General features: G+C 39.6%; 9 protein-coding genes. All 9 read right to left on the bottom strand.

Going from position 1 to position 17,464, the window contains the following annotated elements:
• The 9 genes from AC1DDK_RS06680 to AC1DDK_RS06640 all read right to left on the bottom strand — a co-directional run bounded on the left by AC1DDK_RS06680 (window position 1) and on the right by AC1DDK_RS06640 (window position 17,442).
• Window positions 1-2,553, bottom strand: coding sequence for a glycoside hydrolase family 95 protein (locus AC1DDK_RS06680; RefSeq protein WP_337716878.1), 2,553 nt, complete (start codon window positions 2,551-2,553; stop codon window positions 1-3).
• Between the two features lie 9 nt (window positions 2,554-2,562).
• Window positions 2,563-5,022: a glycoside hydrolase family 2 TIM barrel-domain containing protein gene (locus AC1DDK_RS06675; protein ID WP_337716876.1), complete on the bottom strand. Its 2,460-nt coding sequence runs from the start codon at window positions 5,020-5,022 to the stop codon at window positions 2,563-2,565.
• A gap of 41 nt (window positions 5,023-5,063) precedes the next feature.
• A complete protein-coding gene (locus AC1DDK_RS06670; protein WP_288883243.1) occupies window positions 5,064-5,756 on the bottom strand; it encodes a hypothetical protein in 693 nt (230 codons plus the stop codon).
• A gap of 11 nt (window positions 5,757-5,767) precedes the next feature.
• On the bottom strand, window positions 5,768-7,315 hold the full coding sequence (locus AC1DDK_RS06665) for a RagB/SusD family nutrient uptake outer membrane protein (protein ID WP_288883241.1): 1,548 nt from the start codon (window positions 7,313-7,315) through the stop codon (window positions 5,768-5,770).
• Between the two features lie 11 nt (window positions 7,316-7,326).
• A complete protein-coding gene (locus AC1DDK_RS06660; protein WP_288883240.1) occupies window positions 7,327-10,479 on the bottom strand; it encodes a SusC/RagA family TonB-linked outer membrane protein in 3,153 nt (1,050 codons plus the stop codon).
• Between the two features lie 94 nt (window positions 10,480-10,573).
• Window positions 10,574-11,452 carry an AraC family transcriptional regulator gene (locus AC1DDK_RS06655; protein ID WP_172660222.1) on the bottom strand — a complete coding sequence of 293 codons (879 nt, stop codon included), beginning with the start codon at window positions 11,450-11,452 and terminating at the stop codon, window positions 10,574-10,576.
• 180 nt (window positions 11,453-11,632) lie between these two features.
• Window positions 11,633-15,085: a hybrid sensor histidine kinase/response regulator transcription factor gene (locus AC1DDK_RS06650; protein ID WP_477612325.1), complete on the bottom strand. Its 3,453-nt coding sequence runs from the start codon at window positions 15,083-15,085 to the stop codon at window positions 11,633-11,635.
• 103 nt (window positions 15,086-15,188) lie between these two features.
• Window positions 15,189-15,713 (bottom strand): ligand-binding sensor domain-containing protein, encoded by a 525-nt coding sequence (locus tag AC1DDK_RS06645; RefSeq protein ID WP_477612324.1) that lies wholly within the window; start codon window positions 15,711-15,713, stop codon window positions 15,189-15,191.
• 79 nt (window positions 15,714-15,792) lie between these two features.
• Window positions 15,793-17,442 carry an FAD-dependent oxidoreductase gene (locus AC1DDK_RS06640; protein WP_477612323.1) on the bottom strand — a complete coding sequence of 550 codons (1,650 nt, stop codon included), beginning with the start codon at window positions 17,440-17,442 and terminating at the stop codon, window positions 15,793-15,795.
• Window positions 17,443-17,464 lie beyond the last annotated feature (22 nt).

The following is a 17,464-nucleotide window of genomic DNA, read 5'->3' as shown; positions in this document are numbered from 1 at the left end:
TTATAGGGTAATTATTTTATAGGTTTTTCCTTTTTCTGTTTTAAAATCAACTATATAGCCTTGCTGTACCGGAACAGATTGCAAAGCAGATTTAGCATTGTTCTTATATTGCGGTTTGTACGGTAGTTGTGTAAGTAGATTTGGGTTTGATCCGTTCACATGCTGTGCATCTGCTTCCACCACCTTTACTTTTTGCAAGGTTCTTAGGCGGCAGTTACCACCAATTTCCGACTTTATAAGTGCTTGTGCAAGCTTTCCGTTCTTCCAATCAAGGTTTACAACAAAATTGCCCCTGGCTTTAATTCCTTTTATGCTCCCTTCTTTCCAGGCATCTGGTAAGGCTGGCAATAAGCTTAGCATCCCGTCCTGACTTTGTAAAAGCATTTCGGTCATGCCTGCCGTTGCACCAAAGTTTCCATCAATCTGAAATGGAGGATGTGCATCAAAGAGATTGGGATAAGTTCCACCTCCGCTCATTTGTTCCTTTTCTTTTGTGGGGTCTATATAGGCAAAAGCATCTTCCAGTATTTTATAGGCATGATTGCCATCCTGTAACCTGGCCCACCAGTTTATTTTCCAGGCCATAGACCATCCTGTGCTTACATCTCCTCTGTATATCATAGATTGTTTTGCAGCGCTCGCCAGTTCAGGTGTTTCAAATACAGAAATCTGATTCCCGGGATATAAGCTAAACAAATGAGAGATGTGTCGATGGGTATCTTTTGGATCATCCCAATCCTGAAACCATTCCTGTAACTGACCATACTGACCAATATGAAACGGATACAGCTTCTCGCGTGCAGCGATCAGCTCTGCTCTAAAATCTGCATCCTCATTTAAGGCTTCCGAGGAAGCAATAATATCTGTAAAAAGCTGTCGCAGAATAGACATATCCATGGTTGAGGCCATAGAGAGCTGATATTCTTTACCTTTTATTTTTACCGTATTTTCAGGAGAGGTAGACGGATTTGTGATTAAATAATTGCTGTTAGGGTCCTTAATGAGCCATTGCAGCATAAACTCGGCAGCTCCTTTCATTAATGGATAAGCGGTATTTTTTAAGAAAACTTTGTCGCCAGTAAATTGGTAATGCTCATATAAATGGGTGCTAAACCAGGCACCACTCATAGGCCATGCAGACCATCTTGGCATCCCCTTAGGGTCTGAATCGTAACCACCTGGAGGGGAGCTCTTAGCCCAAAGATCAGAGTTGTGGTGTACCACCCAGCCCTTGTTTATATTATAATTAACCTTGGCTGTTTTAGCGCCATTTACCGCCAACTCCTTCATAAAATTAAACAGCGGCTCGTGACATTCAGAAAGGTTTGTGTTTTCTGCCAGCCAGTAATTCATCTCGGTATTAATGTTTGTGGTATAATTACTGCCCCAAGGTGGTTGTACCATATCATTCCAGATTCCCTGCAAATTGGAAGGTCGTGAACCTGGTCTGGATGCTGCAATCATTAAATACCTGCCAAACTGATAATACAATGTTTGCAATCCCTGATCGTTTTTGTTCTTTGCATATTGCAGCAAACGCTCATTTGTGGGTTGCTGTTCTGCCGCAGGGTTTGCTTTTAGCTGAAACCCTACTCTTTTAAACAACTGCTGATAATCGGCAACATGCTTAGCTTTTAAATCATTATATGCTTTTGCATAAACCTTGTCCAGATTTGCTTTAGTTTCAACGGAAGGGTCTTTGCCGTTTAAACCGGGAGATTTATCAAAGCCGTTAAAACTCGTGGCCTCTGACAAGTATATCGTCACTGCATTTGCATTGGCTACTTCTACCTGCTGGTTATTGATTTTTACGGTACCCCCTTCATTTTTTACTTTAATACGAATCTCGAAGTTCATCCCCTCTCCCGATTGCTCATCGTATTCTATTTGTTTCGGATCGTAATCTCTGTTTGCTACATATTTTGGTGCCTTCCCTGTAAGGATAAGCCCGTTCTGATCTGCACCATTAACATTAAACCGCAGCTTACTTGCTAACCCGGCTTTAAAGTTTAAAGCACCCGGCTTGCTGGAGGTTATCCTCACCAGTAATGCTTTATCCGGATAACTGGTAAAAACTTCTCTTTTGTAAGTTACCCCATCAATAGTATAATTCACTGCAGAAATGGCGGTATTGATATCCAGTTCTCTTTTGTATGATGTGGTTACACTATCCTTGCGGTTATCCAGAATATAAAGCTCGCCCAATGGTAAATACCTTGCCGAATATGGACCCTGCATCTTTTTCCAAAGTAGGGCAGCCTGATCGTAATTGCCTTCAAAAATTGCTTTACGAACCTGAGGCAAAACCTGCGGACCGTTAACATTGTTGCCAGCATCTGGAAAGCCAGACCAAAGTGTATTGTCGTTTAACTGGATGCGCTCGCGGTTTACGCGACCATAAACCATTGCGCCGGTTTTACCATTGCCTAAAGGCAATGCCTCTTCCCAGGCCTTTGCCGGTTTATTATACCACAATTTAAGGTTATTTGTTTGTGCCTCTGCGCCGATACTCATTAGGATAGCGCCTGATAATAAAGCCTGCTTTAATTTCATTGTACTCATTTAAAGTTCTATAAATGCAGAAGGTATTCCAGTTGCCTTAACACTGGCTACGCTTTTTCCGCCATTTAGTTTTACACTAATAATTGCATGCCCGTTACTTAGCTGCACTTTTCTCGATCCGCTGGAAGTCCCCTGATCGTCTACCAGACTTCCATCTCCAATTAAGCCAAATGTGATGTAATTTGCGGCATCCAGACACAATATACCTTTATCATCAGTCAATTTTACCTGAATTGTTGCAACTCCTTCTTTTTCTGAAACTTTTTCTAATACCATTTTAGCCGGTTTAGTCCATTTTGCAGTCTGGTACTGTTGACTGATCTCATCCGTTATAGTCTTACCATCCTTAGTAGCCACTACTTTAAAGTTATTGGTTCCTTCATTTAGTTTCACCATCCACCTTAAACCCAGCGCCGGGAAGCTTTTAATGTTTCGTTTTTTCTTGCCCAAACTTTTACCGTTCACAAAAAGCTCAGCTTCATCGCAATTAGAATATACTTTAACCATTTTTTCCTCTCCTGCATCTCCCCATCTTACCGGCCATGAATGTCCGTAAATATGTACCATCGGCATTTTTGTCCAATAGGCCTGAAAAACATAGTAAGATTCTTTTTTGGTAAAGTCTCGCTCTACAACCCCTTTTTGATTCACATAAGGAACAGGATTATCCGGACGAATTGGTGTAGAGAAATCTTTAAATGGCCAGTACGCTGTACCTGTTAACCAAGGCATAGATTCCTGCTCTTTTAAATGCCAGTCTATCAGGTTCACAATATAGCTTTCGCTCCAGTCGCCATCCTTAGATACCCTTGCACTACCTCCATATAATGATGCATCACCTTCTCTTTCATCTGCCCCTACGCCTGTTTTAACCAGGCTTAATGCTTTATCCGGACTCTCAGAATGGCGGCCGGCATGACTATCGCCACCCCATTCTACATGCAGAAAATGGTCTACACTTTCAAATTCCTTTTTAGAGGCTTCCTTATACTCCGTATAAATACCACGGTACCAACCTGCCCATATAGAAGGCGAATAAACATCAACAATGTCTTTGCAGAAATCACATCTTCTAATCGCTGTTTTCCTTGATGGATCCAGCTTATGCGAAAGGTCGTTTAACTCTTTCATAAAAGCCCTGATCTTGTCCTTCTCAAATTCAGCAAAATCCCCTGGCCAGTCATTTTCATTGCCAAGCCCCCAGATAATTATTGAGGCATGATTGTAATGCTGCTCAATCATATTGGTCAGCATCCTGCGTGCCTGATCTTTATAAATATCGCCACCTAAACCGCCACGGCACCATGGAATTTCCTCCCATACCAATATTCCCAGGCTGTCGCACAGATCAAGCACTATTCTCGATTGCTGATAATGGCCCAGGCGGATAAAGTTTACGCCCATATCTTTCATCATCATCATTTCCTGCTTTATCATGTCCTCGGTCATTGCCTGCGCTACTCCGGCATGATCTTCGTGCCTGTGCGTTCCTCTTAACAGCATTCTTTTGCCATTCAGCATGAAAGGGCCCTTTTTTACGAACTCGAAATTTCTGAACCCGATCTTTTCCTGGTGAACACTTGTTTCGCTTTTAACGTTCACAATAGTTTCAACGGTGTAAAGATTGGGTTGATCGGTAGACCAGAGTTTTGGGTTTTTAACCACGGTATCCCAAAGCACCTTATCGCCTGTAAAAGCCCTGATTTCCTTTTTCCAGCTCGAGATTACATTACCCTGCGGATCTTTAAGATTAATCTTTACAGAAATTGTATCAATCCCATCCGGGTTTAATAATCTGGCCGCCACCGTTAATCTACCTGAACCGCCTTTTGCATCAACGCTTGCATCGGCAAATACTTTATCTAAAGATACCTGTGGAGTATAAACCAAATTTACATAGCGGTACAAACCACCATATACATTAAAATCGGATAAGCTGGAAGGGATCATTTCCAGATCCCTTGAATTGTCGCAGCGTATTTCTACAGGAATTTTGCCCTTAAATTCCTTTTGAAAGACTTCATTTTTTTTGAAGGCCTCCACCTCATCTGTTATATCAATAGTGAATTCATCGTAGCCGCCAACATGTTCACCTACCTTTTTGTTGTAGATGTAAACCTGTGTTTTTTGTCCGGCACCCTCAAAGTGAAGCAAAGTTCTTCCCTTTTGGTATGGGTTGGCAATTGTTAGCTGTGTACGATACCAGCCTGGCCCCTGATAGTAATTCACATCAGGATCTACCGCATCGGTAGCATTAAAGCAATGCGGTAGCGTAACCTTCTGCCAAAACGGAACACTTTCCGGATTGCCTTCCTTAACTGGCCTTACCGCTTCCCAAACACCTCCCAGATCGCCTTTTAAATATTCCCAGTTTCCGGATAAACGTTGTTTTTGTTGTGCAAATAAGTATTGGTTGCAAATCAGCAATCCTAAAAAGAGTATCAGTCTGTATTTTTTCACTTTTATCAATATAATTTATAGGTATAATCGGTTTCTAAGGACTATTCAGGAATACTTGTGGTTAATACTCCCCCAATTACATGTATGGAGCCATTTGTTGCCTGTATGCTGCTGGTTCTAACATTCAATACCTCATTTAACACAATCGGATAATCAGAGGTATTAGATGGCGATGAATTAAGCACCTTAATGGTCATAATTGAATTAGGGTTAGGCAAAAAAACACTGGTTGATGTAATACCCACCGGTAACTGATTCCAGTAGCCTTTTGGTGCCAGTGTATTGCCTTCTATTGTTTGAAGCGCAGGAATGGTAAAGTGATCATGCTGTCCCTCCACAATAAGATACAAGAGGTAGTTTTTAACAAACTCTTTAGGATAATCGTCCCATTTTGTCGCAACTTTATTATTTATTTTATAGGTACCCCAAAAGTTGGTACCAGTAACAGCACCGTTATTTAGCAGTATAAATGTTCTGTTCGGCTTTTTGTATTCATTTGTATCTATCCCGGAATACTCAATAGCTTCCATCATCCTGTCAAATATCCTTGCCTCGCTATTAGCCCCTCTGGATCTGTCCTTTAGGTATTGCCATGTACTCTTATAGATCTTTGGGTCTACAGTATGCGGAACCCTGTCGTAGTTTTCCTGCAAGTCCAGCCCTGCAAGAGAACATCCCGAAATTAAAGTAGCAACAGTGGCTACCGTTAATATATTTCTAAATAAATTCTTCATTTTCCTGATCATTAATTGTAAGTTGGATTTTGAACTAATTGCCTGTTGTCTTCCAGAACAAAGCGGTTTATCGGCCACAACAGTTTTTCTTTCAACGGCCCAAAACCACCGGTTGCAGGCACTCCACCTTGCAGCCTGGTAAGTCTTCTGTTAATTACAGGATCCATTATTTTGTTCACATGGTTAGTACGAACCAGGTCAAACCATCTTTTACCTTCTCCAAAAAGCTCATATCTTCTTTCCTGAAGGATGGTATCTTCCATAGCAGTTTCATTTGCAACCGAAGGATCATCAGCAGACAGCGCGGCCAAACCAGCACGCACCCTAATAAAATTCAGGTATTTCAAGGCTCCTGCACGGTCGCCCGTTTTATTTAGCGCTTCAGCATAAGAAAGATAAACATCACCTAAACGGTACATCACCAGGTAAACATTGTACTCTTTAGCAGGCTTGCCACCTCCCGGGAAACCAGAACCCGGAACATCATAATATTTAAGTAACCTATCGAAATGTGCCAGCGTTTTCAAAGTATCAAGTGTTTTAGTCACTCTGGTATCAGCTTTATTCAGTTTCCAATCGTTGTGAATTACTGAATCCAGTCGAATGGTAGTGTTAGACTCTCCTATTGAAACTGGAATGCACGCGCAACCGTTATTTAAGTTATCCCAGTAAATGCTCCAGATCGCCTCTTTAGAACCTGTTGGATCAAGAAACAATTTCGGTTTCCAATCTGCCTGGCTCTCAAGATCTGTGATCTCATTACCACCATACACCTTGCCCGAAGGTGCTTTTGCTGCAAAAACTCTTTTGATCCACATTATTGCATTCTCATAATCCTGAGGCTGGTTATTTGCACCTGCGTTCCACATGTAAGCATCTGCTGCAATTGCAGCTATACCAGCCTCACCGATTAACCATACATTAGGCGTTTGAAGTTTCTGCGTTAATGAATATGCTTTTTCCAGATCAGCAAGAATAATCTCCTTCATGATCTTATCCTTAGATTCTCTTGGCCTCTCATCTTCCTGTGAAAAATCATCATATGGTTCAGTCCATATTGGTGCATCTCCCCAGAGCCTGATGATATAGAAATAGCACATTGCCCTCATTGCATAACATTCTGCCAAATTCTTATCCCTTATTGCCGGAGTAATCTGGTTATCTAAAGAAGCCGCTTGTGGAATGTATTTGATTGCGGTGTTTGCTCTTCCAATAGTTCTGTACAGCTCGGCCCACGATGACTGTGCATTTCCCGAGGTAAGGTTGTTTAATGAAAGCTCCTGCATGGTAATGTTGTTATAACCAGGATGCAAATCAAAATTATCTGATCGGGCCTCTCCCCAATAATGGTACTTACCGCTAAAATTTGCCCCCGTACCTGTCATTACCTGCTGAAAGGATCCGTAAACACCGGCCATAGCAGCATTTACATCTTTTAATGATTTAAAATAATTCTTGGCAGACACCTGTGTTAATGGTTCTTCGGTAAGGAACTTTTTGCAGCTGCCTAAAAAAAGAACTACACTAAATACCGCACTTATATATAATATTTTCTTCATGATTTCTGATTTTAAAATGTAAGGTTAACGCCCAAACCGAATTCTCTTATTTTAGGGTATCGACCAGAATCATTACCCGGTTGTAGCTGATTTGAGGTACTGAACTCGGGATCAAACAAGCTGTAATTTGTCCAGGTTAAAAGGTTCTGTCCAAAAACATAAACCGTTGCCGATTTCATTTTAGCCTTTGCGGCTATTTTAGGATCAAGCGTAAAGGCCAATCTGGCACTGCTTAACCTGATAAATGCGCCATCTTCCAGATAAAGACTGTTTTGTTCATAACGCATGTTTCCTCTTGTATCCTTGCGTGATGCCATAGGATATTTGGTTACATCACCTTGCTTATACCATGAAGTAAGTGCAGCATCCGGTGTTGGCGGAGAATAAGTAGAGTTAAATCGGTTCTGGTCAGCAGCTACCCTGTTATAGATTTTATTACCGAACTGACCATTAAACAAGAAGCTCAATGAAAATCTCTTGTATCTAAAGGTATTACTTAGTCCGAAATAATAAGTTGGCAAACCATTTCCGGCAATGATCTTATCATTGTCGTCAATATTTCCGTCATTATTAGCATCAAACCACTCAGTGTCACCACCTTGCAGTTTTACATTGTTATAATATTTACTTTTAACAGTTCCGGTGTATGGTTGCCCATCTAAAGTATATCCTCCAAAACTGGTCACTGTGCTACCATCTTCACTAACCACCACGTTTATAGGAGTAAGTCTTTTACCTTCGGGTGTATATGCATTTGACACATCGTATTGGTAAACACCAAGATTCTTAAAAATAAAGAAGTCACCGATTTTACCACCTTCCTGTATCAGCCATTTATTACCCGATAAAAATGCAGTACCATCAGCAAGTTTCTTCACTCTTGCTTTAGGGAATGTAATGTTTGCATTTACGTCCCAGCCAAACTTCTCGGTTTTAATTGGAGTGCCCACAACGGTAAATTCCAGACCTGTATTTTCTATGGTACCTAAATTTACTGCAACCTGAGTTTTTCCTGTTTCTTTAGCCAGCTCGCTCTGATAAAGCAGGTCTTTCGTGGTTTTGTTATAGTACTCTGCTGTAAAAGTTAACCTTCCTTTGATCATGGTAAGGTCTATTCCATAATTGGCAGATGTAGCTGTTTCCCATTGGATAAGCGAATTTCCTAAAACCACATTCTCTGCTGCTCCGCTTAACCCGTTATAATAGTTACCGCCAAAATTTATGGTAGTATACGATTGATAATCGCCGATAGCATCATTTCCCGCTGACCCATAACTATATCTTAACTTTGCATCATCCAGAAAACTTTTGCTCCAATCCATAAATTTCTCATCAGAGAATCGCCATGCGGCCGACATAGATATAAAATTTCCCCATTTGTTATTTTCTCCAAATCTTGAAGATCCGTCTCTGCGGATAGTTCCCTGAACAATATATCTTCCTTTATAGCTATATGATCCCCTTGCCAGCAATGATACATTTGAATTTGCTGTCGCAAATGTTCCCGTATTTGTAGGGTCAATTATCCCCACATTCGAAGTAAAAATATCGTCACTCAACAACTCCTCTACCCTGATTCTATACTCATCCCTACGTCTTCTATCGGCAGTAAAACCAGCTACACCAGTTACTGTATGGTCTTTGCCAAAAGTTTTGTTGTAGTTCATATAGGTCTGACTTTCCCAATAAACCTTTCTTTCTGTTGATCCTGTTCCTGTAGAAAATGCAGCATTGTTTATAATAGCCGGAGTTACATTTCTACTGTTTTGATTATCGAGTTGAGCATTGAACATGGTAGTAATGCTCAAATCTTTATAAATCTTATACTTGGCCTGGGTGTTAAACTGAGCCAGGTAATCATTATCGATGTTCTTATCCAACAAGGCAAAAGCAACAGGGTTTCTTTTCGATTCTGTAAAACCTGCAAGCGTTCCATCGGGCCTATAAAGACTTGTCCACGGATTACGTTCAAAGATCTGCCTTGCTGTATTCTGAATGTTCAGGATATTTCCTGTCTGATAAGCAAAAGCAAGGTTGTTGCTGATGGTCAGCTTATCTGATATGGCATATTCTACATTTAATTTCGATTGTATTCTTTTAATCCAGCTGTTCAATGCGATGGCTTGATTATCTACATAATTTAAGCCCCCGTAATAAGTTATTCCTTTTGAGCCTCCACTTAAGCTCAAGTTAACAGTATGCTTTTCCGATGTTCTGAACAATAATTCCTGATAATCATTGTCAGCATTCAGATAAGGGTTAATAGAATCGACATTTCCGCCAATTCCGGCACCACCACCTCTTATCATTCTGTAAAACCTAAGTTCATCAGCAGAAATAGTTCTTATTTTATTTGCCAGCTCACCTCTGTTATAAGTATACTGAACGCCAATAAGCGGCTTACCTTCTTTACCTCGTTTAGTAGTTATGATGATTACACCATTTGCACCTCTTGCACCATAAATGGCCGCAGACGCTACATCCTTAAGAATTTCAAATGACTCAATGTCTGAAGGGTTTATATAATTCCCGTTCTCACTAATGATTCCATCGATTACATACAAAGGGCCAGTACCCGATGCATTTATTGAAGAAGCTCCACGGATCTGGATGGTTCCCTGTCCGGCCGGATCGCCGTTATCATTGGTAACCAATACGCCAGAGGCTTGCCCTTGTAATGCATCAAATAAAGTAAGTGGCTGGCGTTCTGCAATGTCTTTAGCAGTTACTGATGATATTGAACCGGTGAGGTCACGTTTTTTAACTTTTTCGCCGTATCCGGTTACTACAACCTCGTCCAATGCAGACTCATCTTCTTTCAGGGTAATATCAATTACCTTTTTATTGCCCACAACTGCTTCCTGCGAAACAAGGCCGATGTAAGAAAACACAAGTGTTGAATTTGCATCGGGAACTGTAATGCTGTATTTACCATTTGCATCAGTCTGTGTGGATACTTTGGCATTTTTTACCCTGACGCCTACACCGGGTATTGCTCCCCCTCCGCCGTCCTTTACTGTTCCCGTAATATTAATGGTTTGCCCAAAGGCTGCTGAACCGGTAAGTAAAAACCCAATTATCACCATCCGTAAGGATAGGAAACTGAATAATTTACATACAGAATAGCCATAACATGAAACTGTTTGAGTATCATTTTTCTTCATAGCGTTTAAAATATTTGGTTGGTTAATTCACGAGTTGCTCAAACCCGTAGTTTGTTAGGTTGGTTGGTTAGTTTATTGATTGTATGTTTAATATTTAACTGAAATTGGTAACAAATTCTTTTTGATAACATAGCGGACTTTTTCCTGTGATCTTTTTAAAGCATTTGTAAAAGCTCGCGAAGTTATTAAAGCCACAATCATAGCATACCTGTTTTAGGTTAAGGCTGTGTTCAATTAATAGTTCGCAGGCCCTGCCCACTTTAATCTCTATCAAAAACTGCGAATAGGTTTTCCTGGTGCGAGATTTAAAGTACCTGCAAAATGAATTAGGACTGATCTTAGCTACATCAGCTATTTCTTCTAAAGTGATCTTGTTCTTAAAATTAGCATAAGAATAATCGTAGATATCGTTAATGCGATCCTTTTCATGAGGCTCCATTTCATGCTGAAAACCAATTGATGAAAACGTTTCCAATTTTTCACACTTAGTGATTTCAGCGAGCACTTGCATTAAAATAATTATCCTGTCTATGCCTTCTGCATTGGGCATTTCAGAAATCAAATCAGCAATATGCTGTTTGTTTTTACCCTTAATCTTTAGTCCTCTTCTCGACTTTTCCAGAACAGACTTTAACAGCTTATTCTCGGGTAAATTCAAAAAAGATTCACCCCACATATTTTCAGAGAAATGAACCACTCTTACGTCAGGGTTAGAGGCAGGATTATTATTTCTAAAGTACATATCATCAAATCGCCAGTAGTGTGGCAACTGAGGGCCAACAAGAACAATATCACCTTGATTAAACCTGCTAATATTGTCTCCGATAAATTGGGTGCCTTTTCCTTTACTGAAATAAACTAATTCAAATTCTGGGTGATAATGCCATTTGTTATTAACAGATGGAACCACATCCTGCCTAACACTAAATGACTGAGCAGGCGACATTGAAACTTTTAGTAGTTGTGCTTTCATAGTTTAATTTATTAAGTTAAAACCATAAGATGCGGGCGCACAAGAGAACACTGCTTGAGATACCTCGTTCATACACCGGTGATTTACATATTTGGTTTAGCTAATGTAAGCGCCAATAAAATGCAAGAGGGGTTAAAATCTTAAAGAAAGAGGGTGATTTTCTTAAATTCAGAAAAAAGGTTACTTTAAACTGTACTCTGAGGGGGTTTGTCCGAATTGCTTTGCAAATTCTTTACTGAAATATTTACTATCACTAAAGCCCACCATATAGGCAACCTCATAAACGGTATAAACATCCTGCTTTAGTAACTGAGCGGCTCGCTTTAAACGAACAGATTTGATGAAGTTATTTACCGTAAGATCTGTAAGCGCCTTAATTTTCTTGTACAAAATTGGTGTGCTCATCCCTACCTCCGCAGCAAGTGTATTTACACTAAAATCTTCATTGTTAAAATTGGCTTCGATATATCCCATTATTTTATTCAGGAATTCCTCGTCGGCCGATTCTATTAAAATATTGGTTGGCTGAAGTGTTATCTGCTGACTAAACTTTCTACGCATATTAGCCTGCAAGGTTAGCAGATTATAAATATTAAGTTGCAAGCTGTTAATGCTAAATGGCTTTGTAATGTAGGTCTCTGCTCCTGTTTTCAGTCCGTTTACCTCATGGATATTGCCGGAACGCGCAGTAAGCAATATAATAGGAATATGGCTTGTGCGTGGGTCTGTTTTAAGTGTACGACAAAGCTCCAATCCATCCATAACCGGCATCATCACATCACTCACAATAATATCAGGAATCTTCTCTATCGCCATTTCTACACCCTCTTCGCCATTATTGGCTTCTATTACCTGGTACGACTGCTTTAAAGATTGCGCAATAAAGCTCCTTACCTCAACATTATCTTCTACTATTAAAACAGTTATCCCGTCTTCTGTTTTCTCTGCCGGCTCATAATTCTTTACCGGTTCAATTTCCGATACCTGCTGATAAAGAATAGGGTTTTCACTGCTGATATACTGTTCAATAAGTTCATCCTTTTTAAAATGTTCTTTCCCTAATTTAAGCCTCAGGCTAAAACAAGTATGAACGTCTTCGTCTTTAAGCTCCTCATTATTTACCAATGATAAACGACCATGATGCAACCTGCTTATCTTTTCGGCTAAGGCCAGACCAATTCCTGTACCCGTAGTTCCCGAGCGATGGTCTCTAACCTGATAAAAGTTTGTAAATATCTTATTCCTGCTTTCTTCGGGAATCCCTTTTCCATTATCAGCTACCCTTATTTCGACCTGGTTGTCGCTGGTCTTAAGAATATCCAGGCGGATAATTCCATGATCAGGTGTGAACTTAAACGCATTAGAGAGCAGGTTAAACAATACCTTCTCCAGTTGTTCACTATCAAAATACACTTCTATGATGTCCTCATCGCAGTTAAAGCGATAATCAATATGATTTTTAAGGGCTACGTAGGTAAATGAAATATAAATCTCTTTAACAAAGCTTACAATATTCCCCGGTGCCACATTAAGTTCCATATTACCCGATTCGGCTTTTCTAAAATCCATCAGCTCATTCACCAATCTGGTTAGCCGGCCAGCATTTTTCTTTACCGTAAGTAATCTTCTGTTTAAGGCAGGCGATTCCTTTGTTTCGTTTACCAAATGCTCCAACGGGCCTACAATAAGGGTTAGTGGTGTTCTGATCTCGTGGGATACATTTGTAAAGAAATCGAGCTTCATCTGATAAATCTCGTGCTCTTTCCTTAGCAATGTTCTTATCCACAGGAACCTTAAAACAAGGAATATAAGCCCCGAAAGCAAAAGTATATAGATAAGATATGCCCACCATGTTTTCCAATAAGGTGGATTTACATTAATGATCATCTCCTCGGGCTTGCTGGTCCACACCCCATCGTTATTTGCTCCTTTAATTAAAAGAACATACCTGCCCGCCGGCAAATTGGTAAACGCGGCCTGTGGATTAGTTACATAATTCCACTCTTTTTCGAAACCCTTAAGTTGATAAGCGTATCTGTTTTTTTCGGATTTTACATAGTTTAGAATGGCAAAATCAATAGTAAAGATATTCTGATGATAAGAAAAAGTTAATTCCTTTGTTAAGCCTATATTTTGAGTAAGCAAGCCTGTTTTATCATTAATATTTACGGGTTTATTAAACAACCTTAACCTGGTAAATATAGCTTTGGGCACCTTTTTATTATCTCTTATCTGATCCGGGAAGAAACTCACCATACCGGTATAGCCACCAAAGAACATTTCGTTCTTACTGTCTTTAAAAAAGGAGTTGTAATTAAAAACATTTCCCGGCAACCCGTCATCAACAGTATAGTTTTTAAAAACCCGTCCATCAAATTTCGATAAACCGTTGGAAGTACTTACCCACAAATTCCCCTTACTGTCTTCCAAAAAACCTACTGCGTTATTACTAGGTAAACCATCATTAATCGTAAACCTACTTATTTCTCGGTTTTTATCATACTTAATCAACCCTGATTCATAGCTACCTATCCAGATATTGCCTTTCGAATCTTCTTTAATAAAATTGATGTCGTCGAATTTAAAATCAATGCTATTACTCTTGAACTCTTTAATCTGATTAGAACTTGCTGAAGCTATATAAATACCAGAATTTGTAGCTATCCATATATTTTTTGCAGAATCCTCAAAAAAAGTTCTTACAAACTTTAACTCCTGGTTATAGGCAGCGCTATTGAGCAGCGTAAAATTATCCTTAGCCTCATTATAAAGAAAAACGCCTTGTGCGCGTGTTCCCACCCACAATCTGCCCCTGCTGTCGTGTAGCAAACAAACGATCCTGTTAGAGTTTAAGGCATGTGGATCTGCAGTATTTGGTTTATAATGCTTAAAAGTACCCGAAAAAGGCAAATATCTATCCAGATTCCCCTCATAAGTAGCTACCCAAACACTTCCTTTCTTATCAATTGAAATGGCTTTTACCAGGTTTGAACTTAATGAATTAGGGTTGCCTATTTCATTTTTTATAGCTTTGAATTTCCCGGTTGTTCTGTTATAATAATTTAACCCTTCGGCTTCTGTCCCAATCCACAGATTATGGTTTTCGTCTTCAACAATAGCACTAACTACATTGCTGCTGATGCCATTACCGCCCAGACTGGTCTTGTATTCTCTGAACGGGGTAGAGTTGGCATGGTACACATTAACCCCTCCATAGTAAGTACCTACCCACATGGAACCTGCCGCATCTTTCAGAATATCATAAGTAGAATTTTGGTTTAAGGTTAATGGATCATTAGGGACGTGGTTCAGAACCGTGAACTTCCCTGTTTTAACATCAAATATATCTATACCATTTAAGGTGGAGATCCATAATTTTCCATCTTTGTCTGCCTTGATTTTGCGAATTACATTACTGCTAAGTCCACTACTGGGTCCGCCTTTTGCCGAGTAATGCTTAAAAGTGCCGGTAGCCCTGTCCATTAATTCCAGTCCATTATTATGCGTACCTATCCATAAATTATGGTACTGGTCTTCAAAAACAGCACTAAGGTCGTCATCAATTAAACTAGCTGGATTGCTGGGGTCATGAAAATAAGATTGAAAAACATACTTTCCTTTTTTTTCTTTCATGCTGGTAAGGCCTTGCATAGTAGCAATCCACAGTACATTATTATGGTCCTGATGAATAGCTTTTATTAATGAATGCGCCAACCCTTGACCCTTGGTACTGCTGCTATAAAAAACGCTGAAATTTATCAGGCGCTATCATCTTGTTTAGCCCGTTGTCTGTTCCGACCCAAATATTTCCCTTATTGTCTTCAAAAAGATTCCTGATAATATTGTGACTGATACTGGTTTTGTCTTTCGGATCGTGAAGAAATCTCTTAAAAGAATTACTTTTAGGCAAATAAAGATTTAATCCTTTTTGTGTACCTACCCATAAATTGCCCTTTCTGTCTGTAAGCAAATAATTAATATTCTGACTGCTGCTTAAAGAGGCATTGTTGTTTTTATCGTGCTTAAATACTTCGAATCTTTGAGTATTGAACTTGTTAAGTCCATCTTTAGTTCCGAACCACATAAACCCCATACTGTCCTGAGCTATAGAGAGTACACTGCTTTGCGACAAACCATCTTCTACCGTTAGGTGATTAAAGCTTATATTGTTTTTTTGAGCACTGGCATCTACACCGCAAAGAAGCGGCACTAACAATAATACACTGTTAATTAAGTGATACAATAATTTATTACGGCTCATATTTGGTGTTAACCCTATTCTTTAGTTCAACGAAAGTAAAACAAATAGATTTGCCATAAAAATACAATAGTTGATTTTATTAATTCAACCTTAATCTCTGCTTTTGCTTTAGCAGCTGGGTTTCCAGTTTTTTATAGACAACCTGCTGAACATCTACCTGGTCATCTATGGCTATAACAGCTGCAGTTGCTGCCGATTCACCAAGGATCATAAAAACAGGTTCCATTCTAACGGAACCATAAGCAATATGGGAGCTGGAAACACAAACCGGCACCAGCAAATTGCCACATTCTCCTTTTTTAGGAACTATTGATCCATAAGAGATGCTATAAGGTTTAGGGGCATGCACACCTATATCGCCCTCATTCTGCACAAATCCCTTATCGGTTACATATCGTTGTGTATTATGCGAATCTAAAGCATAAGAACCCATCCCAATAGGTTGAGGCACTTCCTTCCGTCCTAAAGTTTCGTTTTCTGTAAGTACCTGATCACTTATCATCCTTCTGGCCTCTCTTACATAAATTTGGTGGGGCCAGTTTCCATTATCTTTAAATTCGTCTTTAGATAAACCCCATGTTTGCAGTCTTTTTTGCAGATCAGCCGGAACACGTGGGTCTGTGATCATGAAATACATTAATCCTTTCTGATAATCTTCATGCTGTTTAATGATCTGCTTTCGCTTTTCGTATGAAGCCTCCGGATAATCGTAGTTCATGCCAATATAATCGGTACTGAACGGACCATGATTATTGGTATCCGTTTTATGATTGGGTATGTCATCAAATTTATCAAACAACTCTTTCCATCCACTCTGAAACACCCTAGCCAGCAATTCGTAATTTGCTGGGTTGTAATTATCAGGTTTTGGAAATGTAATTCTGTTCTCTGCCTTATTGGTGAGACACATTCTAAAGCAATATGCCTGCAACTTGTTATCGCCCTCTCCTTTTATCCCCGGATCCTGGTCGGATATGCCTACCAGTAGACCGCTGCTTTTATCGCCGGTAACTTTATATGGATCTATATTTGTTTTAAAATGATGGCCATGCTGAAACACTTCTGTTTGCACGCCATTCCAGGTTTCTCCGTATACACTGTTTGCTTCACGGCCTATGTGGTAGCTAACCTTTGCCGCAGCCATCAAATCTCCCTCATAGGTGGCATCAATAAACATTTTACCACTAAATTGCTTACCACTTAATGTAGTGATTGATGTAATTTTACCATCCTTCATCTCTACACCATCTTTACGGTTTAACCATTCATTGCGGTAAACTTTAATATTACTTTCTTTGATAAAATCTTCCATTATTTTTTCGGCAACGTGTGGTTCAAATATCCACATTGTGCGGTCTTTACCATCAATAGCAGGTGTTCCTTGCCCCTTGTTCCCATATTCTTCCTTTTTTTGCCATTTCCATGCAGTATCTTGCTGATAATGTAAATAAACCCGATGATAAAAATCTCGGGATAAGCCTCCTATCACCTCTTTATTTCCGGTATCTGTAAAACCCAATCCACTGGATGACAAGCCTCCGAGATGAATATCGGGAGAAACAACAATAACAGTTTTACCCAATTTTATAGCAGTTACTGCTGCTGTTACCGCTGCTGAGGTGCCACCGTAAATTATAAGATCTGCTTCATATGGTTTTTTATCTGCAGCCTGCAGACCAAAATTGGAAAATATAATAAAAATGGAAGTAAGTATCGTTTTATATAACATTTTATTAGTAATAGGGTTAAAC

It is taken from the genome of Pedobacter sp. 05T44 (assembly GCF_056395985.1).
Note: the sequence above shows the minus strand (reverse complement) of the source record. Positions and strands in the feature narration are given on the sequence as shown.

What these genes read in the sequence shown, in the direction of transcription:
- AC1DDK_RS06670 (WP_288883243.1), bottom strand. Translation starts at nt 5,756, where the DNA reads ATGAAGAATTTATTTAGAAATATATTAACGGTAGCCACTGTTGCTACT.
- AC1DDK_RS06640 (WP_477612323.1), bottom strand. Translation starts at nt 17,442, where the DNA reads ATGTTATATAAAACGATACTTACTTCCATTTTTATTATATTTTCCAAT.
- AC1DDK_RS06665 (WP_288883241.1), bottom strand. Translation starts at nt 7,315, where the DNA reads ATGAAGAAAATATTATATATAAGTGCGGTATTTAGTGTAGTTCTTTTT.
- AC1DDK_RS06655 (WP_172660222.1), bottom strand. Translation starts at nt 11,452, where the DNA reads ATGAAAGCACAACTACTAAAAGTTTCAATGTCGCCTGCTCAGTCATTT.
- AC1DDK_RS06660 (WP_288883240.1), bottom strand. Translation starts at nt 10,479, where the DNA reads ATGAAGAAAAATGATACTCAAACAGTTTCATGTTATGGCTATTCTGTA.
- AC1DDK_RS06650 (WP_477612325.1), bottom strand. Translation starts at nt 15,085, where the DNA reads ATGAAAGAAAAAAAAGGAAAGTATGTTTTTCAATCTTATTTTCATGAC.
- AC1DDK_RS06645 (WP_477612324.1), bottom strand. Translation starts at nt 15,713, where the DNA reads ATGAGCCGTAATAAATTATTGTATCACTTAATTAACAGTGTATTATTG.
- AC1DDK_RS06680 (WP_337716878.1), bottom strand. Translation starts at nt 2,553, where the DNA reads ATGAAATTAAAGCAGGCTTTATTATCAGGCGCTATCCTAATGAGTATC.